14 protein-coding genes are annotated in these 22,622 nt (G+C 72.5%); 10 read left to right on the top strand and 4 right to left on the bottom strand.

Features of this window, described 5'->3' with window-relative positions:
* Nucleotides 1-42 precede the first annotated feature (42 nt).
* Both cas5e and cas6e read left to right on the top strand, forming a co-directional pair.
* On the top strand, nt 43-894 hold the full coding sequence (gene cas5e / locus ABIA38_RS32670; RefSeq protein WP_424642602.1) for a type I-E CRISPR-associated protein Cas5/CasD: 852 nt from the start codon (nt 43-45) through the stop codon (nt 892-894).
* Nucleotides 891-1,619, top strand: coding sequence for a type I-E CRISPR-associated protein Cas6/Cse3/CasE (cas6e, locus tag ABIA38_RS32665; RefSeq protein ID WP_424642515.1), 729 nt, complete (start codon nt 891-893; stop codon nt 1,617-1,619). The genes cas5e and cas6e overlap by 4 nt, the downstream gene beginning before the upstream one ends.
* An 81-nt stretch (nt 1,620-1,700) precedes the next feature.
* On the opposite strand, the gene ABIA38_RS32660 is transcribed toward cas6e, so the two are convergent.
* The gene (locus tag ABIA38_RS32660; protein WP_424642514.1) at nt 1,701-1,829 is read right to left on the bottom strand and encodes a hypothetical protein; all 129 of its coding nucleotides are present in this window, start codon (nt 1,827-1,829) and stop codon (nt 1,701-1,703) included.
* Nucleotides 1,830-2,080: 251 nt separating this feature from the next.
* On the opposite strand from ABIA38_RS32660, the gene ABIA38_RS32655 reads away from it, so the two are divergent.
* Nucleotides 2,081-5,737, top strand: a complete 3,657-nt coding sequence (locus ABIA38_RS32655) for a hypothetical protein (RefSeq protein WP_424642513.1) — start codon at nt 2,081-2,083, stop codon at nt 5,735-5,737.
* Between the two features lie 17 nt (nt 5,738-5,754).
* On the opposite strand, the gene ABIA38_RS32650 is transcribed toward ABIA38_RS32655, so the two are convergent.
* Nucleotides 5,755-6,330 carry a hypothetical protein gene (locus ABIA38_RS32650; RefSeq protein WP_424642512.1) on the bottom strand — a complete coding sequence of 192 codons (576 nt, stop codon included), beginning with the start codon at nt 6,328-6,330 and terminating at the stop codon, nt 5,755-5,757.
* A gap of 253 nt (nt 6,331-6,583) precedes the next feature.
* Entirely contained in the window at nt 6,584-11,548 is a 4,965-nt protein-coding gene (locus tag ABIA38_RS32645; RefSeq protein WP_424642511.1) for an FtsK/SpoIIIE domain-containing protein, read from the bottom strand.
* Nucleotides 11,549-11,649: 101 nt separating this feature from the next.
* On the opposite strand from ABIA38_RS32645, the gene ABIA38_RS32640 reads away from it, so the two are divergent.
* The 4 genes from ABIA38_RS32640 (at nt 11,650) to ABIA38_RS32625 (ending at nt 16,497) form a co-directional block, all read left to right on the top strand.
* Nucleotides 11,650-12,072, top strand: coding sequence for a hypothetical protein (locus ABIA38_RS32640; protein WP_424642510.1), 423 nt, complete (start codon nt 11,650-11,652; stop codon nt 12,070-12,072).
* A 208-nt stretch (nt 12,073-12,280) separates the two neighbouring features.
* Nucleotides 12,281-12,850: a hypothetical protein gene (locus tag ABIA38_RS32635; RefSeq protein ID WP_424642509.1), complete on the top strand. Its 570-nt coding sequence runs from the start codon at nt 12,281-12,283 to the stop codon at nt 12,848-12,850.
* A 120-nt stretch (nt 12,851-12,970) separates the two neighbouring features.
* A complete protein-coding gene (locus ABIA38_RS32630) occupies nt 12,971-13,267 on the top strand; it encodes a WXG100 family type VII secretion target (protein ID WP_424642508.1) in 297 nt (98 codons plus the stop codon).
* A 314-nt stretch (nt 13,268-13,581) separates the two neighbouring features.
* Nucleotides 13,582-16,497, top strand: a complete 2,916-nt coding sequence (locus ABIA38_RS32625; RefSeq protein ID WP_424642507.1) for a hypothetical protein — start codon at nt 13,582-13,584, stop codon at nt 16,495-16,497.
* 368 nt (nt 16,498-16,865) lie between these two features.
* Here the strand turns inward: ABIA38_RS32625 and ABIA38_RS32620 are convergent, their stop codons facing one another.
* Entirely contained in the window at nt 16,866-18,344 is a 1,479-nt protein-coding gene (locus tag ABIA38_RS32620) for a protein kinase domain-containing protein (protein WP_424642506.1), read from the bottom strand.
* A 281-nt stretch (nt 18,345-18,625) separates the two neighbouring features.
* Here ABIA38_RS32620 and ABIA38_RS32615 point away from each other — a divergent pair, with 281 nt between their 5' ends.
* The 3 genes from ABIA38_RS32615 (at nt 18,626) to ABIA38_RS32605 (ending at nt 22,580) form a co-directional block, all read left to right on the top strand.
* Nucleotides 18,626-19,093, top strand: coding sequence for an Lrp/AsnC family transcriptional regulator (locus tag ABIA38_RS32615; protein ID WP_424642505.1), 468 nt, complete (start codon nt 18,626-18,628; stop codon nt 19,091-19,093).
* Nucleotides 19,094-19,264: 171 nt separating this feature from the next.
* Complete coding sequence (locus ABIA38_RS32610; protein WP_424642504.1) at nt 19,265-20,614, top strand: pyridoxal phosphate-dependent decarboxylase family protein; 1,350 nt, start codon at nt 19,265-19,267, stop codon at nt 20,612-20,614.
* A 112-nt stretch (nt 20,615-20,726) separates the two neighbouring features.
* On the top strand, nt 20,727-22,580 hold the full coding sequence (locus ABIA38_RS32605) for a SpoIIE family protein phosphatase (RefSeq protein ID WP_424642503.1): 1,854 nt from the start codon (nt 20,727-20,729) through the stop codon (nt 22,578-22,580).
* Nucleotides 22,581-22,622: the final 42 nt, after the last annotated feature.

Here is a 22,622-nt window from a genome sequence, read left to right as displayed (position 1 = left end):
CATACCCATACCCACAGCGACAGCCACAGCGGCACCCACGTCCTGCTCATCCGCCTCGCCGGCCCACTCCAGTCCTGGGGGCTCGCGTCGCACTTCTCCCGCCGCGATACCCACAGCCGGCCCACCAAGTCCGCCGTGATCGGGATGTGTGCCGCCGCGCTCGGCCGCTCGCGTACCGACGCCTCGGCCCTGGTCGACCTGGCCGCGCTGCGCTTCGGGGTACGTGCCGACCACCCGGGTACGCCGGTACGCGACTATCACACGGTCGGTGCGGGTCGATATCCCATCCGCCCGCGCGACGTGCTCACCGACCACCGCCGGGCCGACGCGCTGGCCGGCACACTCGCCACCGGGACCGGGGAATCCTTCGGTCGGCACGACCTGGCGGGCTGGTACGGCGCGCCCAAGAAGATCGCCACCGACCGGGCCACCGGCGGCCTGCAATCGACGGAGGTGACCCGCTCGGCGCTGCTCACCGAACGCTGGTACCTCGCCGACGCGGCCTTCGTCGCCGCCCTCCAACACCCCGACCGCGAATGGTTGGCGCTGATCGGCGCGGCCCTGGAAAAGCCCGCCCGGTTGTTGTGGCTGGGCCGCAAGTCCTGCCCACCGTCGGGGACTTTGTCCGGCGGCGTGCATGCGGGCACCATCGAGACGGTCTTTGCCAACACTGCGCTGCTCCCGCTGCCCGAGGGGGTCGTGGCGGGCCCGCTGGGCCGAACGGCCAACCCCTGGGCCTGGATCGAGGCCGCGCCGAACACCCCGGGTACCTCCCCGACCAAGGACCAGCCGGTCAGCTTCGATCCCGACGCGCGCGCCCACACCACGCGCTGGGAAACCCGTTCCCGGATCGGCATCGCCGACCGCGCCACCGAATGGGACGTCATTCCGTGACCAGCACCGCAGCGGGCGGCACCGCCCGGTTCGTCGCCACCCACTCCATCCTCACGCTGAAAGCCACGCATCCGTACACGGCCAAGGCCCTCATCGACGCGCAGGATATGCACCGCAACGTGATGAGCGGCTTCTACGGCTGGACGGAGGACGGCCACCGCGATGCCCGCGCCCAGATGGGCGTGTTGTCCACGTGGTCCGTCGACCTGAAGAACGCGTGCCTGGTCCTGGTCGTCCAGTCGCGCGTGCCGGGCGACTGGTCCCGCGTACCGCGCGCGGCCCTGTCCGCCAAGCCGCACACGATCACCGTGGACCGCACCGTACGTACCGGCGATGTGCTCCACTTCCGTACGGTGATCAACCCGACCCGCACCCGGCGGGTGGAGAATCCCGGCACGGAGAAGGTCCGTGGGGCGCGTGTGCCGCACACCACGCCCGACCAGACCCGGGAGTGGTTCGTCCGCCGCCTGCAACCGGCGGGCGAACCGGCGGCCGGCCCCGAGGGCGTGGCCCGGATCGGGGCGGTCGCCGACGCGGACTCGCTGGGGGTGCGGATGTTGCCCGCCATCAGCAGCTCCGGCCCGCACAAGGGCCTGCGGATCGCCCGCGCCGAGATTCGCGGCGCGTTGACGGTCACCGACCCGCAGACCTTCGTCAACACGCTCACCGAGGGCATCGGGCGGGCGCGCGCCTATGGGTGCGGGCTGTTGCTGACTCGGGACTGACGGGTCGGGTCGAGGCGTCGGGTTGGTTCGAAGGGGGACGGGGGACGGGGGATGGGGAACGGCGATATGCGGGCACCACGACTATCCGGCCAAGTGGTCGAGCAACCACGCCGTGACGGCCTTCGCCACTCCGGACACGGCGGCGCCGACCACCACGAGGACGGCCTTCGGCCGGGGCCTGCGCGTGGCGCGGGGCATGACGTTGTGCATGAGGGCCTCCCTGAGGGTGTGGGCCGGTCGGTTGCTCGCGACGCGGACCCGATCTGCGAACTCGCCTGCTGTGGCGATGACTCGACTTTGGCGGGTGGTCGAGGGCGGGGCCAAGCACGGCGGATTTGTTCGCGAACAAATCGCGGAACGGCGCAGGTCGGCTGGAACAATTCGCCGTCGGGACGGACCGAGTGACGCTGCGGGGGAGGCCATGGAAGGCCCCGAAGGGTCTCGACCCTCGGGACGAGGCCGTGGTGAGGCAACTGCGGGAGTGGATCAGCGACGCGGGTCTGAACGTCACGTCAGTGCGCGAGAAGTTCACCGAAGCGCACTTCGCGGCGAGCATCCCTACGCTGTACCAGCTGCGACAGGCGCTGCGAGGCGTCGGTCTGACACAGGAGATCATCGAGGCCGTTGTCGACGCATGTACCGGAGAGGATCACGAGCTCCAAGCCAGACGGCTCGACCTCTTGCGCCGGCTCGTCCGCGAGGTCGAATCCGCCGAGCAGCGCAACAAGAAACAGGCCGTCGCACCTCACCCCATCTCGACCCGCCTGGTCGCCGCGTCGCACCTGACCCGCGTGAAGCAGGACATCCTCCCGAAGCAACTACTCGACCGTGAGCCGGAATTGCTCGGTCTCACCGAAGTCGCGTCCGGCAGTGGGACGCCATACGCGTGGTGGCAGGGCGAACCGTGGGCCGGCAAGACGGCCCTGCTGTCGTGGTTCGTACTCCGACACCGCCCGGCCAGGGTCGACACGGTTGCGTACTTCATTGCCGAGCGGCTCGGCACCAACGACCGCGACTCCTTCCTCCGCGCCGTCACCGACCAACTTGCCGCCATCGCGGGCGTGGACATCCCGCCCGACCAGGACCGCAGCCCCGACCTGCTCTCCGCCCTGTACGAGGATGCGGCGAAAGTCTGCACCCGGCGCCGCCGAACCCTCCTGCTCGCCGTGGACGGCTTGGACGAGGACGCCGGGGCCACCCTCGGCGGGCACAGCATCGCCGCCCTGCTGCCCAAGAACCCGCCGGCGGGACTCCGCGTCGTCGTCACCGGCCGCCCGAACATGCCGGTCCCCGCCGATGTACCCGCCGACCACCCACTCCGCGACGCCACGATCATCCGTCGGCTCATCGCGTCCCCGGCAGCGGTGTCGGTCCGCGATATCGCGTTGCGCGAACTCCGGTTGCTGCTCGACGACAACGTCGTGGGGCGTCACCTCGTCGGTCTGCTCGCGGTCGCCCGCAGCGGCCTGACGACCGGCGAGTTGGAGGAACTGCTCGGGGTACCCCCCGACGAAATCGACGAGAAGCTGCGTGGCATCTCCGGTCGCAGTCTCGTGCCGCGCACGGCCGGTATCGACGAGACCCCGGCCGGGTTGCACAGGCATGTCCTGGGCCACAAGGAACTGCAACAAGCCGCCTTGGACGCGTTGGGCAGGACAGCGGCCGACGATAGGTACGGACGGCAACTGCGCGGGTGGGCCGCCAGCTACCGGGCCGAGGGGTGGCCCGCCGAAACGCCGTACTACCTCCTGAACGGCTACGTCGGCCTGCTCCGCCGCACGCACGACACCGACGGCCTAATCGCCCTGGCCCTCGACCCGCGACGCCAGCTGCGCCTGGTGGCCCGGGACGGCGTCGACATCGCGCTGGCCGACCTCGAGTCGGCCGTTCGTACCGTCACCGGCAACGAACCCGCCGATCTCGCCGTACTCGCTGCCGCAGCCGCCTCCCGCGACCTGCTGACCGCCCATCGCGCCGCCGCGCCGGCCCGGGACGCGGGCGACGTCGCGCGGCGTGGCGACGTGCGGCGCGCCTGGCAACTGGCCCAGGCCGAGCCGCAACCGGACGGCAAGGCAACGGCGTTCGCCGACGTGGCCCGTACGTTGGGTGGGCTCGGTCACGACCTGGCTTCGGAGACCGCACGAGGGGCCGCCGAGTGGGCGAAGCGCGCAAGGCAGGAGGCCGCGCCGCTGGGGATGGTCCGGCCGGACGCCGAGGATGCGGTGGTCGCCGCTGCCCTCGTGCAGTTCGAGACCGGCGAGGCGGACGGCGGCCTCGAACTGCTGCGGACCACGCCGCTGGAGGAGATCGTTCGTTGTCAGGTACTGGCCGAGGTGGCCGGGAAGCTCCGCGATAGAGACGCCATGCGCGCGGCCGAACTCCTCGACGAGGCAACGGAGATCGCGGAGCAGCTCGAATCCGAACCCGATGACGACGACCCGACCGAGCCGATCCGGGCCTGGGCCGCCATCGCCGAAGTGGCGGACGGAGACCGCGCCGACCGGGCGCACGTCCGGATCATCACCTACGCCCGGCACGCAACCGGCAGTTCGGCCTCCATCGACGCCCCGGCCCGTGCCGCACTGGCCCTGCCGGCCGAGCGCCGGTCCGAGGCGGCGGAACTCGCGGTCCTGGCCCGACGCAGAGTGGAGCGCGCCGTTCGGGTATCCGAGTCCCCCGCCGACGCGGACCCCGGGCTCGGCACCTCCCTCCACTGGGTCGTGCAGGCGGTCCGGCACACGACGGGCGACGAGGACGAGGTACGCCGACTCGTCGCCTCGATGCCCGGGCACCTGCGGGATCTCGTTCTCGACCCCGGAGAGGTTGCGATCGTCGTCGGCTCACCCCCGGACAGCGCCGAGGAGGACGACGGCCTGGAGCCCATCGACATCTTCCCGCCGGCGCGGCCCGGATGGGACGAGGTCACGGCCGTCCGGCAAGCACAAGCAGGGGTCAAACCACCCGCCTGGGCCCCCGAGTTCGCTGCAGCCCTCGTCGCCATCCACGCGACCCGGGACGCCGAAACCCTCACCGCCGCCCTCACCCACCCCGCCGCCCGAGCCCGCGCCTACGCCGCCGCGTCCCTCGCCGCCACCGACACCGAACGCCCGTCCCTCGCGCAACGTCTGGCCCATGCCGCCGCCGACGCCGCCGAGCAGGTCCCGGACGGCGGTGGCTCGGCCCGCCTCGGGACGCCCGACGGCGACGCGGTCGCCGTACGCGCGTACGCCGCACAGGCCTTGGCCTACGCGGGCGAAGACACGCGGGCGGTCGAATTGGCGACCAGGATCGCCCGGCCGATCCGCCCCGACGGCACCGAGCAACCCGCGTACGTGCCCCGCCGGAAGCCCGTCGGCCAAGCCCACACTGCTGTGATCGCCGGCCTCGCCCACCACGACTCCACCGCCGCAATCGAGTTTGTGGATACCGAGCTCACCCGCTTACTCGGCCAACACACCCGACTCGGCCGCCTCGCCCAGGTGCCCGATGCCCTCGTCCAACTCGCCACCCTGCTCGCCGTGGTCACCACCGATCCGCCCACCCGGCAGCGGGTACTCGACGCCATCGAATGCACCGCCGGCTCCCCGGACGAGCCGGCGCAGAACCGGATGGAGGACGCCCTCATCCACGGCGTACTGTCCGCCGAGCGCGGCACCGACCACGCCACCGCCCTACGTCAGCTCGTACGCAGAACAGACGCCGGCTTCCGGCACCTGCACCCCGAGCAATGCCCACTCGCCGGCCTGGCCGTCGTACACGCCCTGCTCGGCGACCTCGCCGGTGCCTACGCCGCAGCAAACCGCCTCACCACCCCGGCCACCCGCGCAGCCGCCTTCGCCGCCGTGGCCGCCCACCTTCACCGTGTGCCGGCCCACTTGGCGCCCGCGCCGCACCTCCCCGACCCGGATCCGACCCTCCAACTCCTTCGAATCCTGGCCCTGTCCGTAGCGACAGCGCATCCGGACGCCGACGCGCACGCCGAACCCTTCCTCCGCGCCGCCCTGGCGGGGACCGGTTGGCAGCACACCCTCCCCGTCCTCACCCGCATCGCCCCCGAAGCGGTGGACCGAATCCGGGAGATCACCTTCACCCACCTGGCCATCGAAAATCGGGGTTGACGACGCCCGCCCACCCCTCACACCGCCACCACCCGCTCCTCCCGCAGCGCCGCCGCGATCTCGACGCAGCGTCGGGTCTGGATTCGCGCCAGGTCGAGGGACAGCAGAGTCGGATCGGCGATGCCGCAGGAAGGGGCCGCCTCGGCCGCCAGGGTCGCCGTTGACCGCTGCGGCCCACCCTCGGGGTCACCGACCAACGGCGGATGCACGATCGCGAAGCTGCGCATCAGCCCGCCATGCCGCGTGCCGGGTTCCGGCGTGGTCACGAACACCCCGAACACCTGCTCCTCGGCCCGACACCCCCACTCGTCGGATGGCGCTCCGGACCACGACAGCCGGCGCAACAGCCCGACGACATCCCCATCCCGAGCCGGTGCCCCAAGCAGCACCACGTCGGCCCAGCTCAGATCCCCACCCGTCGCCGGTGGATCCGCTGCCGTACCGTCCCGTTGCTGCTCCGATCCGACCGTCTCCGGTAGTCGGCGCAGCCGAATGTCCGCCCCCGTGTTCCAGGCGACCGCGGCCACCGCATCGGCCAGGGCCCGAACACCCGGCGCCGTGTCGCGGTAGATCACCGTGACCTTGATGCTCATGCCGACTCCTCTGTCCTCTGCTGGTGTAACCCGAGCAACAACTCTGTTCGTACAACCATCCCGGCACCCGGCACCCGGCCCCACCGCGCCCGGACCGAGCCACCGAGCCCGCACCGAGCCACCGCGCCAAACTTCACGCTAGGCGCCGGAACCCCCTCCCAAGATGGCCGTACGCGCCACGAAGCGGACACCCCACGCCGGCCACCAACTGCCCACCCCACCCCACCCCACCCACCCCAACCCCCACCCCCGCCTACGGCACCGGCACCTGAATCGCCGTCAACTCGCCCCCGCCCAAATGCAGCACCCCCCGCCCCGGCAGCACCGGCTGTCCGACCAAGGCCCGGGGCAGCTTCGCCCCCACCAACTCCCCGTCGACCAGGTTCTGCGGCGACAACAACAACCCCCGCTTGGCCTTCTTCGCCTCGACCTGCCAGCCGGAGAAGCCCGCGCACACCCCGTCCGCATCGCCGCCTACCACCAGGCCCAGTTCGGGCCGCAACGAGCGGCGGACCAGGAGCAACAGATCGGCGCCCGCGTCGCAGTCGCGCAGCAGTTCGGCGTCGTCGGCGATCACCACGGCCGGCCCGGTGAGCTTGTCGAGCACGGTCCGGAAGTCGTCCGCGTCCACGTGCGGCGACGCGAACACCTCCCGCACCCCCGGCCGCCCGGCCAGCCCGCGCAGCGGCGACTCGCGCGGCGCCAGGACCACCAGCTCGGTACCGACGTCCAGATACGAACGGGCCAGCGCGAGCAGCGCCGTACTGCGCCCGGAGCGGGCCGGTCCGGCGACCACGAAGGCGGGCGTCCCACCGGCCAGATCCGGGCCCAGTGCGGTGAGTTGGTCGCCACCGACACCCGCCATCGCCCACATCGGCCCGTGTCCCGGTACGCGCAGCGCCCACGCCGTCTCGAAGTCCACGCTCGCGGGCAGTACGTCCACCCGGAACGGCCTTTGCCCACGCGGCACTTCCGCATCCCGGGTCGCCGCCGCCCGGCCGATCTCGCGCAACTCGCCCGCCTGGCCCTGCCCGGTGGGGTCCGGCCCGAGCAGCGCGACCTGTGTCTCGACCACGCCCGGCCCGTACCCACGCCCCGGCGGCATGGTCTCCGGGGCCTTGCGCGGGCTGAGCCCGATCAGCGAATAGTCGCCCCGGTCGGCGAGTTGGAGGGTCAACCGGTTCTCGGTCAGCGACGAGATCCGCCCGGTCAGCAGTGTCCGGTCGCCGGAGATCACCAGATGCACCCCGACACTCGCACCCTCCCGGATCATCTGGAGCAGCGTGTCCGTGATCTCGCCATGATTGGCCGCACCGAGCGTCGCACTGAACCCCTCCCACCGATCCAGGAACAGCACCAAATGCGGCAGCGGCCCACCGGCCGCACCCGCACCCGCACTCGCCCCCGCCCCCGCCCCCGCAGCCATCACCCCCGCAGCCATCACCCCCGCAGCCATCGCCCCCACACCCGCACCCGCACCCGCCGCCGCCCGCTGCTCCGCGATGTCCGTGTAGCCATGCTCCCCGAGCAACGCCATCCGCCGACGGATCTCGTCCGTGAACTTCCCGATCAGCCGAATCGCCCGTTCGGTGTCCGTGGACCTGACCACCGCGCCACAGTGCGGGAGTTCGGTCAGTGCCAGCAGCGCACCATTGCCGCAATCCAGGCCGTACAGATGCACATCCGCCGTCGAGTTGTGCCGGGCCAACGAACCGGCGATGGTGCGCAGCAACTGCGATCGCCCGGTCCGTGGAGCACCCGCGGCGAGCAGATGCCCGAACGTGGCCAGGTCGACCGTGCGGACTCGCCTACGCTGCTCGTGCGGCAGGTCCTCGATCGCGTACGGCGCGGGCACCAGCCCATCCGCCGCCGACGCCGCCGTTGAAGCCGCCAAGGCCGCCGACGCCGCCGACGCCGCCGAGACCACCGACCGGCCCGACTCACCGCCACCGGCCTCGGACTCGGACTCCAGTTCGGCCAGCGTCAGCGAGTCGGCCAGCGGCGGAGCCCACGGGCTGTGCTGTGGCGGGATGCCCAGCCGTTCGTTCGCCGCCCGGATCGCCTCGACGAGCACGCCCAGGTCGGTGACCAGGTCGTCGCTTTCCCGCGTGGTACCGGCCGGGCGGGGGACCGGGCGGCCGAGGTCGGTCCAGCCGATCGGCAGCGCGCGTGGGGCCGGGATCGCGTCGAGCGGCCGGTCTCCGGTGCTTTCGGTCGGGTTGCGCCGACCGCCCACGCGCGCGGACTGGAACGGGAGCAGCGAGGCGGCGCCCAGGCGGACATAGGCCCGCCCCGGCGTGGACTTGGCGATCCGGCCCGCGTCGGGGGCGTCGATCACATCGGCGCTCTCCGCCGTGTCGGTCACCCGCAGTGCGATCCGCAGGTTGGTGTTGGCCCGGATCTCGGGGGAGACCGCGCCGCCGGGTCGCTGGGTGGCCAGGAGCATGTGGATCCCGAGTGAGCGTCCCCGTCGTGCGATGTTGACCAGGGTCGTCACGGCCTCGCCCATCTGGTGGGCCATTTCGGCGAATTCGTCGATCACGATCAGCAGTCGGGGCAGGGGGGTCAGGGTCGGGTCACGCCGCATCGCGACCAGGTAGTCCTCCAGGTCCTTGGTGCCCGCGTCGGCCAGGATGTGTTCGCGGCGCTTGAGTTCGGCCGCGAGCGAATCCAACGCCCGTTCCACCAGGCGGGCTTCCAGGTCGGTGACCATGCCGACGGTGTGCGGGAGGTGTACGCAGTCCTTGAACGCGGCGCCGCCCTTGAAGTCGACCAGGGCGAAGGTCATCGCGTCGGGGCGGTTGGCCACGGCGAGCGAGGCGACGATGGTCTGGAGCAGTTCGGACTTGCCCGACCCGGTGGTGCCGGCGACCAGCCCGTGTGGGCCGTCCCGGACCAGGTCGACGGCGAACGCCCCGTCGAACGCCTCGCCGATGACCACCTGCGTCGAGCGTCCGCCGAGTGTCCAGCGGGCCGCGATCAGTTCGGGCGTGGGTGGTTCGAGGTCGAGCACGTCGAGCAGCCGGCTGCTGTCCGGGACGGTCGCGTCGTCCTCCTCGCGGGTGTCCCGCAGCGGGGCCAGCGCGCGGGCCAACTCCTCGGCCCAGGAGGGGTCGACGCCGTCCGGGCGGACCTCGCGCACGGTCTCGGCGCCGGTGCGGGAGACCTGGAACAGGCCCTGCCCGTCCTCCTCGACCACCGCCGCGCACTCCTGGGGGAGGGTGCGGCGGTCGGTGTCCAGGCAGATCGCGTACAGGCCCACGGCCGGTCCGGAGCGCAGGAGCTGGGTGACGCCGGGCAGTGCGCGCAGTCGGCGTGAGCCGTCGAGCACGATCAGTACGGCCGGGTGCGCCGGTTCGGCGTCGGACGAGGAGGTCTGCGAGAAGGTCTGCGAGGAGCTCTGCGAGAAGGTCTTCGAGGGGGTCTGCGAGAGGGGCTTCGAGGAGGTCTGCGAAGAGGGCTGCCCTGCGGCGTCCTGACGGGCCGTCATCAGGGCGAGCAGTTCGGCGATCCGGCGGCCGATGGTGTCCGCGTCGGCGCCGATGAAGGTCACCGCGTGGCCCGCGTCGGGCGGGGTGGCGTGCGGCAACCAGCGCACCCATTCCCAGTCGCCGCCGGCGGCCTGGTCGGTGAGTACGCAGATGGTCAGGTCGCTGGGGGCGTGCAGTGCGGCGGCCTGGGCGACCAGCCAGCGGCCCAGTGCGCGGGTGGTCCGGGCCCGGCCGGCGACGCCGAGTACGCCGCATTCGGCCAGCGGGACGCAGACCGGGACGTGCGCGAGCAACTTGCGGTCGTCGCGGCGATGTTCCTCGCGTCTCGGGTCCATCACCTCGACGTCCGTGGGCAGTTCGCCGGTGCCGACGCGCAGCGACAACCGGTCCTCGTCGGCACGGCGGCGTTCCCACAACCGTTGCCGCGGGCCGCCGGCGATCAGCCCGAGCGCGGCCGGATCGGGCGCGGACTGTCGACGCTGCCGGGTCTCCACGCGCATCGCGTATGCGGCCTGGGCCTCGATCGACTCCTTGCGCAGGCGGTACTCGGCGAGCCGGCGGCGGTACGAACTGCGGCCGTGTCGGCGGTTGGTGACGTACATCGCGAGCATCGACAGCGGGCTGAGCGCGGCCAGGTAGAGCATCCGGGTGTTGTGCATCATGTACGTCATCACCACCGCGCCCACCACCGGGGTCAGCGCCATCATCCACGGCAGCGGCTGGGGATCGCCCTGTTCGGGCCGGGCCGGGATCTGGAACCGGCGGCGGCGCGGCGGCGGGCGCAGCCTCGGCGGCCGGTTGAAGTCCAGGCCGCCGCCCCCGGCGGTGGGGCTCAGCGCGGCGTCGGGGAAGCCGGGCACGGTCCGCTCGAATGTGCTGTGTCCGGCGGCCAGTACGGCGCCGATCGGCCAGGGGCGCCAGGTGGTGTCCAGGGGTTCGCCGTCGAGGGTGAGGCCGTCGATCCCCTCCGTGGCCGCCCGTACCGCGACCTCGCCGTCGAGCGCGACGTCCACCTCGACGGCGGCGGGTGGCAGGACCGGGTCGGCGGCCCGGATCCAGGCGTCCGGGGCCGAGCCGAGTACGGCGACGCCGGGCCCGAGGCGGTGCACGCCACCCGCGTCCGGGCCGCCGGTGGCGTGTACTTCGGCGCTGCCCTGGGCCCGCGCGGGGGCGCAGCCGGCCGGTGAGCCGAGCCCGACCACGACGCCGTCGCGCAGCGGCGAGGACTCCACGGCGAGGTCGGCGGCGACCCGGTGGCCGGCCACGTACAGCGCCGAGGGTCGATCCCCCGACGACGTGCGGCCCAGCACCCGCTCAAGCTCACGCGCCAGGTCGCCGACCGACGCCGCCCCATCCACCTCCACCAGCAAGTCCGCCCGCACCGACGCGGCGCCGGCCACGCCCGCGAGCCCACCGCGCGCCTCGCCGCCGTCGCCCGTCACGCCCTTGAGCCCACCGCGCCCCACGGCTTCGCTCCGTGCCTCGCCGCTGCCGGCCGCCTGTGTTCCGTCGCCCCACGCAGCGCGGGTGCGCCATCCGTCGTCCCCACCCGGCGCAGCCGCGACTCCGCCTTGCGCAGCGTCGCCTTCGCACCCCGTGCCCCAGGCGGCCGTCGCCGCAGTGGCACCCCGCGCAGCGGTCGTGCCCCACCCGCTGCGGTCGCCCGCGTCGCCGGACCCCTCCCGCGCCTCCGGATCCGCCATCACCACGGTGAGCTGAATTTCCATGCGCCGGCCGTCCCCTTTTCCCGCGCCCGCCCGATTTCTCCGACCGGGAATTTATCGCGCACCGCCACCGTAGCGAGAAAGCACGGTCGACGGTTGCCCGGATGGTCGCCTATCTTCGTGGAGTCGTCTCGTTGTCTCGTCGTCTCGTCGTCTTCGATCGGCGCACGAAAAGCATTTGCGCCGTCAAATTTCCCGCCCTGGCCGAAAGGATGTCGACCGTGTCGGACAAACTCATCGTCGATCTGCCGGAACTCGAGATTTTCGGCCGCCGGTTGGACGCCATCCGGGGCGCCCTGCTGGGCGCGCCACAGCGGGTGGAGCAGGCCAGGGGTTTCCTCGGGTCCGGGCAACTGGCCTCCGCCCTCGACTACTTCGAGGACAACTGGAAGGACGGTCGGCATCGGATGGACCAGACACTGGAGGCGTTGGTGACGATGTCCGACCAGATCGTCCGGGGCCTCGAGGACACCGACCAGCAGCTCAAGACGGCCATTATCAACAGTAGAGCAACGCCTGTTCCATAATTGTTCACCCAATGGATTCCTTGGCATCACCGGAGGGCGCCGAATATTGTCGGGAGCCGATAGAGGGGGCTGCCGACAGAGGGGAATCATGGGCAAAGCGCGGGCAAGAACCGGACGGGGTATTCACGGGGAACCCCGAACGCGCCCACGACCCGAAGTCGTACCGGGAATGTCGCTGAGCGTGCCGGCGACGTGGTACGAGTTCGATTTGCACCCAGCGACCCGTGACGACAACATCCGGCGGGCGGTCGCCGCCCGGGCCCGGGAGATCCCCGCGTTCGCCGAGCGGCGGGGCGATCTGGTCCGCGCCCTGCGCGCGATGGCGGGCCAGGCCTGGGAGGCGGGCGCGATCTATTGCGGCTGCCTGGCCGAGGAGATCGAGGGCATCAGGGTCAACGCGTCGATCACCATGGCCGCCGCGTCGCTGCGCGGCCCGGACGGCGATCTCTCCGACGGCGACCCGCTCGCGATCGCCGCGCGACTCAAGCCCAAGCGGGCCGAACACCCGCAGGACACCTGGCAGTCGGTACGCCTGGTGGAGATCCGGGACGTCGGGCCGGCCGCGCGCAGCGAGGGGGTGGTGAGCGTCGCGGGGTCGACCGGTCGGAGCGTACGGCTGGTCTCCATGCAGACGTTCGTGCCGATCCCGGGCATCGCCGACCGGGTTGCGGTGATCAGCGGCAGCAGCCCGACCGTCGACCTGGCCGACCCGCTGCTCGAACTCTTCGACGCCATCACGTCCACATTCCGCTTCGACGGCCTCGGGCCACCGGCCTGACCACGCCACCACCACACCAGCACCACACCAGCAATCACCAGGCACCAAGTACCAGGCACCAAGTACCAAGCACGCCCCGGGAAACCACCCGGAGCACCCAACGGGGAGAGGAACTTCACCATGGCGAATGTCAACGTCACCTACGAGCAGATGCGTACCGCGGGCAACCACCTCGTCACCGGCCAGGGCGAGATCCTGGAGAAGCTCACCGCACTGCAGAGCCTGATCCAGCAGTTGGTCGCCGAGGGCTACGTGACGGACCGCTCCAGCAAGCAGTTCGAGACCTCGTACACCGAGTTCAACCACGGTGTCACGCAGACCCTCGAGGGCCTCAAGGGCATGTCCGACTACCTGCACAAGGCGGCGGAGACCTTCTCGACGGCCGACGATCAGCTCAGCCAGGGCCTGCGGGGCTGAATCCGTCGAGACCGGCAACACCTGCGGGCGGGCCCACCGGTGGTCCGCCCGCCACCCGCGTGCGGGTGGGCCGACCGTGGACCACGTACCGGTCCGCCCACCCGCACCATCGCGAACGCGCATGCCACCGCCACGAACACGCTTACCACCGCCGCGAGCACGCCTGCCACTGCCACGAACACGCCTACCACTGCCACGAACACGCTCGCCACTGCCACGAACACGCTTGCCACCGCCACGAACACGCTCGCCAATGGCGCGAACACGCGCGCCGTCACCGCCGGTTCGTACCGACCGCATGGGGGAAGAAAGACATGGGGCGTCCGATCGACTGGAGCGATCTCGATCGTGGGGTCGACCCCGTGCCCGGCGACTCCGCCGCGGTTCGGGCACTCGCCGACTACTTCCGCACCCTCGGCGATCGGGCCGAGACCGCGAAGGGCCAGGTGGACTCGCTACGCGACGGGGTGATCTCGACCACGTGGCAGGGCGACAGCATCGAGGTCTACAAACAGCGCTTCGAGAAGGTCCCGCAGGATCTGAAGAAGATCGCCGACTCGCACCACACCGCCGCCGACGCGCTCAAGGCGTACGCGGACGAGTTGGACCGGGCGCAACAGCAGGCCGCCACCGCGCTCAAGAACGGCGGTACCGCCAAGACCGCGCAGCGCAGGCACGACGCCGACCGCAACACCGCGCAGGCGGACGCGCGCAGTGCGCAGTCGCACGTGAACACGCTCAACCAACAGAGCGCGTCCGGTGTCACGGTCACCCCGCAGGACCTGAAGGCGGCCACCGACGCGGTCGCCGCCGCGCAGGCCCGCGAGTCCACCGCGCTGGGTGAACTGAACGCGGCCAACGGCCAGTTGACTGCCGCCAAGACGCTGCTCAAGCAGGCCGAGGGCATCCGGGACACGGCCGCCAGGACGGCGTCGACCAAACTGCACGAGGCGTCGCATCAGGGCATCCGCAACCTGAGCTGGTGGGCGAAGGTCAACGACTTCTTCCACGACAAGATCCTGCCCTGGCTCCAGGTGGCCACCGCCGTGCTCGGCATCCTGGCGATGATCCTGGGTGGCCCGCTGACCTGGCTCGTACTGGGACTTGCCGCGCTGGTCCTGGTGAACACGATCACCGAGTTGGCCAGAGGCCGGGCCGGGTGGGGTGATCTGTTGATGTCGGTCCTGGACCTGCTGCCCGGGGTGAAGGGGCTCGGCGTGCTGTTCGACGGCTTGAAGTTGGTGGCGAGCAAAGCGGGTTGGGTCAAGGCGGCACTTCGGCTGGAGAAGACGGCCACGGGGTTGCGCTCGGGCAACCTCGTCTTCGCGGGGAAGAGGGGCACCGCGCTGAAGGCCGCGTACAAGGGCGAGCGAGGGCGAGCGGCCAAGTACGGCCTCCAGTTCTCGTCCAACTTCGCCGGGAAGTACGCCACCACGCTGGCCGCCGACAAGCTCAACGGCAAGCCGGTCGACCTGTTCAGCATGAAGAACGCGATCAACGCCGGGGTCGGCTCGGTGATCAGCGTCGGTGGCAAGAGGTTCGGCGAGGGGCTGGCCGGCAGGTTCAAGGCGGCCCCTGGAGCGCCTGGTCAGCAGCACAACGCTCAAGCGTCCGGGCCGAAGAACAGCCCAGCACCGCAGCTGAGTTCGCCGCGCTCGCAGCGGGCGGCGGACCGCCACGAGCGGGCGGCCGACCGGCACCAGGCCGCCGGTGACACGATCCGCAACAATCGCGCCGCGCACGAACGCGAGGCGCAGGGGCAGCGCGACGCCGCGACGAACTCCCGTACGGCCGCCGGGGAGCACGAGACCCGGGCGACCCAGCGCGGCAACGACGCGGACACCCACCAGCGTGCCGCCGACAACCACCGGGCCACCGAGGCCGGACATCGCGAGGCGGCGGCGCGACACGAGCAGACCGCCGCCGACCATGCGGGCCGGGCCAAGGAGCACCGCGAGGCCGAGGCCGGACATCGCGGCGACGCGGCCCGGCACGAGAATGCGGCCGGCCAACACGGCCGGGACGCCAAAGCGCACGAGGACGCGTCGGCCGGCCACCGGCGCGATGCCGAAGCGCACGACCGGCGGGCGGACGACCTCAGGTCGCGGGCGGGCGAGCACGAACGGGCCGCCGCCGGGCACCGGGACGCCGCCGACGCGCACGCCCGGGACGCGGCCGGGCACGAGAACCGGGCCCGGACCGACCCCGACCGGGCCGCCGAACACCGGGCCAACGCCGCCGAATCCGGCCGGCAGGCCCACGAGTCGGACCGGCAGGCCGCACACGAGCGGGGCCGCGCCGACGACCTGCACGGGCAGGCCAAGTCCGCGCACGACGACGGGCAGACCGCCCGCGAGCACGCCCGCACGTCGGACGAGGCGGCGGCGAAGGCGCATGGCGACCGGGACCAGGCCGGTCGCGACGCGGCACACTCGCGGCAGGCCGCCGACGAGGCCAAGGCCGCGGTCAAGCCGGAGCAGGACCGGGCGGACGCGGCGCACCGGGACGCGGCGGCGGAGACTACGAAGGCGGACGCCGCCAAGCACCGGGCCGACGAGCAGCAGGGGCACGCCGATACCGCCCGCAGGGACGTGCAGCAGGCCCGGGACGATGCCGCCGCCGCGCACCGGGAGGCGGCCGAGGCGGACCGGGCCGCGGCGCACGCCCAGGCCAAGGCGGACAGCCCGAGCGAGCGGGTCCGCGAGACCCGGCACGACCAGGAGGTCAAGGCGCGCAACAACTTGCTGGCCGGTAACGACCGCGACGGCGCGCCACGCTACGTCGAGCGCGCGGACCGGTTCACCAATCGGATCGCGGACACGCTCAGCACGCGCCGTACATTCATCGGCAGCGGCGTCAACAGCATGATCTCCAGCGCGGGTGGCAAGGCCGCCGAACTCGCCTACCTCCAACAGATCGAGCACAAGAAGGACGTGAACTGGAGCGACGTCGGCCTGAGCGCGGCCACCGGCTTCGCGGGCGGCAGCATGCAGCACAGCGCCGAGCAGCTCCACCAACGCCCGTTCACGGTCTGGGGCGCCGGCGCGCTCAACGGCCCGAAGGTCGGATCCGGCCCGGTGAACCTGCACTTCCACCTGGACGACATCCGCGCCAAGCCCGGCTGGCAACTGGAACGCACCATCGAGGTCGGCACGAAGCGAGTGGCCAAGGCCATCCCCGGCCTGGACAAGACCTACGACCGCTGGTCGAACACCCCGAGCCAGTACTGACCACGCCCGCCACGCTCGGCCCGGAACTCCTCGACCCGGGCCGAGCGTTCGCACGCCCGACGCCCGACGCCCGACGCCCGACGCCCGACGCCCGACGCCCGACGCCCGACGCCTGGTGTCTGGTACCCGGCGCCCGACGCGTGGTGCCCGGCGCTCGACGGGCCCGGGAGGCCGCTACGGCCGACCGCACACCGGCGCGGCCGAGCCCGGTGTCGCCGCCCTCCACGACCGGCCGCCCGGGACGGGGCCCACCGCACGTCCCGCGCTCGGCTGCCCCGCGACCCGGACTCGACGTCCCTCGCCCGCGCTCGGCCGGCCCCGTGCCCCGCGTTCCGCGCTCGGCCGCCCCCGCCCCCCGCGCCCCGCGCTCAGCCGCCCCCGCCACCGGGACTCGGCGCCCCGGTCCGACCCGCCCGGCACACCGGCGCGGCCGGTGCCAGGCCCAGCGTGCCGTCGTCGGTGCGGATCAGGGACGTGACCGTGAAGCACGTGTCCGGGCCGATTCCGGTGCCGCCGAAGACCACGTTGGCGGTGCCCGCCGGGGTTTGCCGGCGGTCGAGTTGGGTGCCGGCCGGGTCGGCGGCCAGGACCAGGTAGCCGACCACCCGGGTGGCGTCCCGAGGTGGTTGCCACGCGACCTGGACGCTGTCCCCGAAGGCCGCCGTGGTCACGTCGGTGACCACGAACGGCCGGCCGGCGGAGGCGGACAACAGGCGCGCGGGCGCCGTGTTCACCGGCGCGGGTGCGGCGGCCGGCGGCGGCGTCTTCCGGGCGGGCCCGCCGCCGCCCCGCACCTGGGTCAGCACGAAGGCGCCGGCCACGAACAGCGCCGTCGCCGATCCGGCGATCACCAGCATCCAACGGCGCCGCCGCCGAGCCCGATCCGCGCCCGCGTCGCTGTCCTCGTCGTCGGCGTACGGCACTTCGGCCGGCTCCGGCCCCAGCGGGTCCACCGATTCCGGCTCGGGCACGGCGGCCGGCAGCCGGCCCCGGTCCTCGGCCGGGACCAACCCGCGCAGCACGCTCTCCAGTTCGGCCAACGACGGCCGATCCTCCGGGTGTACCGCCAACCCGCGCCGCAACACCGCCACCAGCGCGGGCGGCAGATCCGCGCGCCGCAGCGCGGCCGGCTCTCCGGCGGTAACCGCCAGGTAGAGCGCGGCCGGCCCCGCCTCGGCCGCCGCGGCATAGGGCGGTTCGCCCGCGAGCAGCGCGTACAACGTCGCGGCCAGCCCGTACACATCGCTCGCCGGCCCCGGCGGCTCCCACCCGGCCTGCTCGCGCGGCGCGTACCGCAGGTCCATCTCGGGCGCCATGTCCGGCGCGGCCCGGCGCAGCGCGCCGATCAGGCCCAGGTCGGCGAGCAACATCTCGCCGTCCGGACCCGGGACCAGGCAGTCCGGGCGAACGCCCAGGTGCAGCACGCCGCGCCGATGTGCCGCGGCCAGTGCGGCGGCCACCCGTACCCCGATCACCAGTACGTCCGCCACCGGCAGTGCACTCGCCGCGCCCGCGATCCTCGGCGGCTCGCCCGGGTGTTCGCGGCGGACCAGGTACGGCAGGTCCTCGACGGTGAACCCGACGTCGGTCGGCTCCGCCGCGCACGGATGGCGGGCGGCGGTCGCGGCGGCGAGCAGCTCGGTGTGCAGTGCCAACCGGCGCCTGGGTGTGGCCGGGCCGATCCGCGGCACGGTCAGCAGCACCGCGCCACCGGCCCCGTCTCGGCAGCGCAGCGCCACGCCCCACGGCCGGTCCCACAACACCCGCGCGTCGGTGTATCCCGGCGGCAGCACCGGCAGCGTGTCGGTCGCGCCCGCGCCGAGCACCCTCGTGTCGTTCGTCCTCATCGCACCCCCGACCCGGCGGATGCCCGGGCGATCGGTCGCCGGGCCCCCGAGTACGGCTCGATTAATCCGCACCAGAGCAGCCGCGAAGTGAACTCCCGGAGAACGGACGGTACTTGCCATCGGACAACCGAGCGGACCAAGATCATCGCGGGTGCCGTAGCCGATTCGCCCACGGGCACGAATCGGGTGGTGGTGCCCGGGTGGGCTACCGTCACTGTGCCCGCCCGACCGGAACCGCCTACTCGCGCTGCGCGCCCGACCGCACCCAGGAGACCCGACCGATGGCGCTGGACCAGCTGGACAGCCGGATCATCACCGCGCTCATCGACGACGCGCGTTCGACCTACGCCGAGATCGGCAGCCGGGTCGGGTTGTCCGCGTCCGCCGTCAAACGTCGGGTGGACCGGTTGCTGGCCACCGGCGTGATCACCGGGTTCTCCGCGTCGGTCGAACCGGCGGCCCTTGGCTGGGGTACGGAGGCGTTCGTCGAGCTGTACTGCGTCGGGCGTACGGCTCCGAGCGAGATCCGCGCCGCCCTCGCCAAGTTTCCCGAGGTGGTCTCGGCCAGCACCGTCACCGGCGACGCGGACGCGGTGGTGCACCTGCTCGCGGCCGACGTACAACACTTCGAACAGGTCCTGGAACGGATCGCCGCCGAGCCGTTCGTGGTCCGTTCGAAGAGCTCTGTCGTGCTTTCGCGCCTGGTCAGGCGCAATGGAACGGCTTGGCAGGGCGTGGACACGCAATAGATCGGCGTCGACGCGCAAGATCGACGGCTTGGCCCGGTCGCACACGCGTACGTAGGGTTTGAGCTGCCGGTGTGGATCCTCCCGGCGTCCTTGATTCCCCTTGGTGACCTCGCCGTCCACTCACGGCGAGGTCACGCGCGCCGAGAGATTGTCGAGCACCACCACATGCGCATGCACCAGTACGATCCCGCGCTCGCCGACCTGGTCTTCGACTACATGCGCGAACGGCTCGCCCTGGACCCGGTGCCGCTGGACCACCCCGGCCGCAAGGACAAGCTCGACCGCGCGCTCGAGGGCCTGATCGGCGCGCACGGCAACGATCCGGGCGAGGTGTTGTCCGTCTACGCCGACCAGCTCGCCCCGGCGGTCATCTCCTGCGACAGCCCGCGCTTCCTCTCCTTCATCCCGGCCGCGCCGACCAAGGCCGCGCTGCTGTTCGACATGGTCGTCTCCTGCGCGTCCCTGCAGGGCATCTCGTGGCTGGAGGCGGCCGGCGCGGTGGCTGCGGAGAACCAGGTGTTGCGGCTGATCGCCGACCTGGCCGGGCTGCCCGCGAGCGCCGGTGGTTGCTTCGTCAGCGGTGGCTCGGCCGGCAACCTGTCCGCGCTCGTGGTCGCCCGCGACATCGGCCGGCGCCGGACCGGGACCGGTGCGCGGGACCGGCTGCGGATCGCGGTCAGCGACCAGGCGCACTCCTCGATCGGCAACACGCTGCGGATCATCGGCATGGAGGCGCTGGTGGTGCCGACCACCGACCACCGGCTCACCGGCGAGGCGTTGCGCGCCGCGCTGGCCGCCGACCCGGACGCGGACGACGTGGTCGGCGTGGTCGCCACCGCGGGCACCACCAACGCGGGCATCATCGACGACCTGGCCGGGATCGGCGCGCTCGCCCGCGAGCGCGACCTGTGGTTCCACGTGGACGGTGCGTACGGCGGCGCGGGACTGCTCGCGCCGAGCGTGCGGGCGAAGTACGACGGCATCGAGCTGGCCGACTCGTTCGTGGTCGACCCGCACAAGTGGCTGTTCGCGCCGTTCGACTGCGCGGCGCTGCTCTACCGCAACCCCGGCCCGGCCCGGGGTGTGCACACCCAGGACGCCTCCTACCTGGACGTACTGCACACCGACGCGCCCGAGGAGTGGAACCCCACCGACTACGCCTACCACCTCACCCGCCGCGCCCGCGGCCTGCCGCTGTGGTTCTCCCTTGCGGTGCACGGCACCGACGCCTACACCGAGGCGATCGAGACCGCGCTGACCCTGGCCCGGGACACCGCCGAGCTGATCCGCGCCACGCCGCACCTGGAACTGATCCGCGACCCCGAACTGTCCGCGGTGTTGTTCCGGCGCACCGGCTGGGGGCCCGCCGACTACCTGGACTGGTCCAAGCGCCTGCTCGCGGGCCAGATCGGCTTCGTCACGCCGACCGGTTGGGAGGGCGAGACGGTGGCCCGCTTCGCCTTCCTGCATCCGGGTACCACGATGGCGATGGTCGAGGACATCCTGGCCACGATGGGATAACGGCGGGCGGCCTGCCGCTCGCGCGTTCGGGTTGCCGTGGCCCAGACTGGAAGCCGATGGACGGCTTCCAGGGCCGGGCGCCCGCCGAGCCCCGAAGCCGGAGAGGACAGGCGTGGCGCTGGACGAATACCCGGACCCGCCGATGACGGTGCCGGAAGTGGACGCCGTGACCGGCGCGGTGGCACGCCTGGTGGGGGCCGACAGCGCCGACCCGAGGCACGCCGGCGCGTACGCGGTACTTCGCGGTCTGCTCGACGGCACCCCCGCGGCGGTGGCGGTGATGAGCCCGAATATGCGCTACCTCTACGTCAACCCGGCGCTGGCCCGGATGAACGGACTCCCCGCCGAAGAACACCTGGGCCGCACGATCGCCGAGGTGCTGCCCGGGGTGGAGGCCCGGGAGGAGGTGCTGTGGGCGGTAATGCGGGACGGCACCGCGCGCGAGGCCACCTCCTCCGGGAGTACGCACGCGGGCCCGCCCGGCCGCCGCTGGTGGCACGGCGCCTACCACCGCCTGGAGCACGAGGGTGAAGTGGTCGGCCTGGTCGGCGTACTCCTGGAGGTCTCCGAATCCCGGCGCACCCAGCTCGAACTGGACACCGCCCGCCGCCGACTGGCCTTCCTGGACACCGCCGCGACCCGAGTGGGCACCACGTTGGACCTGGTGGAGACCTGCGAGGAACTCGCCGAACTGTTCGTCGCCGAACTCGGCGACGTCGCGGCGGTGGACGTATTCGCCGTCGAGGGCGCCAACGGCACCCCGCACCAGCCGCTCGACCTGGTCCGGATGTGGCGCGCCGCACTGTCCCACAAGCCGGGGATGGCCGCGCAGGCCGCGATCCTGCGCCAACCCGGCGAGAACGTGGACTACCAGCAGGGCTCGATGGTGCCGCGCGCGCTGAGCGAACGCAGTCCCGTGGTGGTCAACCGGGCCGACGACGAGGAACTGGCCCGGCAGGTCTCCAGCGCCGATCGGGTCGCGGTCTTCCGCGGCGTCGGCCTGCACTCGGTGGTGGCCCTGCCGCTGATCGCCCGGGGCAGCGCGATCGGCATGGTCATGTTGGCCCGGCACGGCGCGGCCGAGGCGTTCTCCCCGGAGGACGTGGTGCTGGCCCGGGACCTGGCCCGACGCGGCGCGCTCAGCGTGGACAACGCGCGCCGCTACGCACACGAGCACGACATCGCCCTGGCCCTGCAACACGCGCTGCTCGCCGCGCCGGACGCGCCGCACCCGGACATCGAACTGGCCTCGCGCTACCGGCCCGCGGGCAGCAGCGTCGAGGTGGGCGGGGACTGGTACGACGCGGTCGCGCTCAGCGGCGGACGCACACTGCTCGCGGTCGGCGACGTGATGGGGCACGGCGTCGCGGCGGCGGTGGAGATGAGCCAGTTCCGCGCGCTGCTGCGGGTACAGGCCCGCTCCGACCTGGAACCGCACGAGATCTTGGCCGCGGTGGACCGCACCAGTACCAAGGCCGGCATCGAACGGGTGGCCACATGCCTGCTGGTACTGGTCGACCCGGCGGCACGCACCGTCACCTTCGCCAGCGCGGGCCACCTGCCGCCGCTGTTGGTCGGCCCGGGCGAGGCGATCGAGCTGGTCGAGATGCCGGTCGGGCCGCCGCTGGGCACCGGCTTCGGCGGCTACGCCTCGGTGCGCCGGAGCAGCCACCCCGATCGGGTGTTGGTGATGTACACGGACGGCCTGGTCGAGCGTCGCGGCGAGGACATCGGCGAATCGTTGCAGCGGCTGCGCCGGGCGGGGCTGACCGCGAACACGCCGCTGGTGCGGTTGGTGGACACGCTGATCGCGCGGATGATCACCGACAAGCCGGAGGACGACATCGCGGTATTGGCGGCGCGGCAACGACAGCCGGACGGGGCGGGGGAGACGGGGGCGGGCGAGCCGCGGGGCGGTGCGGTCGGCGGGGCGACGGGGGTTGGGTTCGGCGGGGGCTGGGCTTGATGGTTGATGGGCTCTGGGCTCTGGGCTCTGGGCTCTGGGGTC

The organism is Embleya sp. AB8, from assembly GCF_049739465.1.
Taxonomy (GTDB): Bacteria; Actinomycetota; Actinomycetes; order Streptomycetales; family Streptomycetaceae; genus Embleya.
Note: the sequence above shows the minus strand (reverse complement) of the source record. Positions and strands in the feature narration are given on the sequence as shown.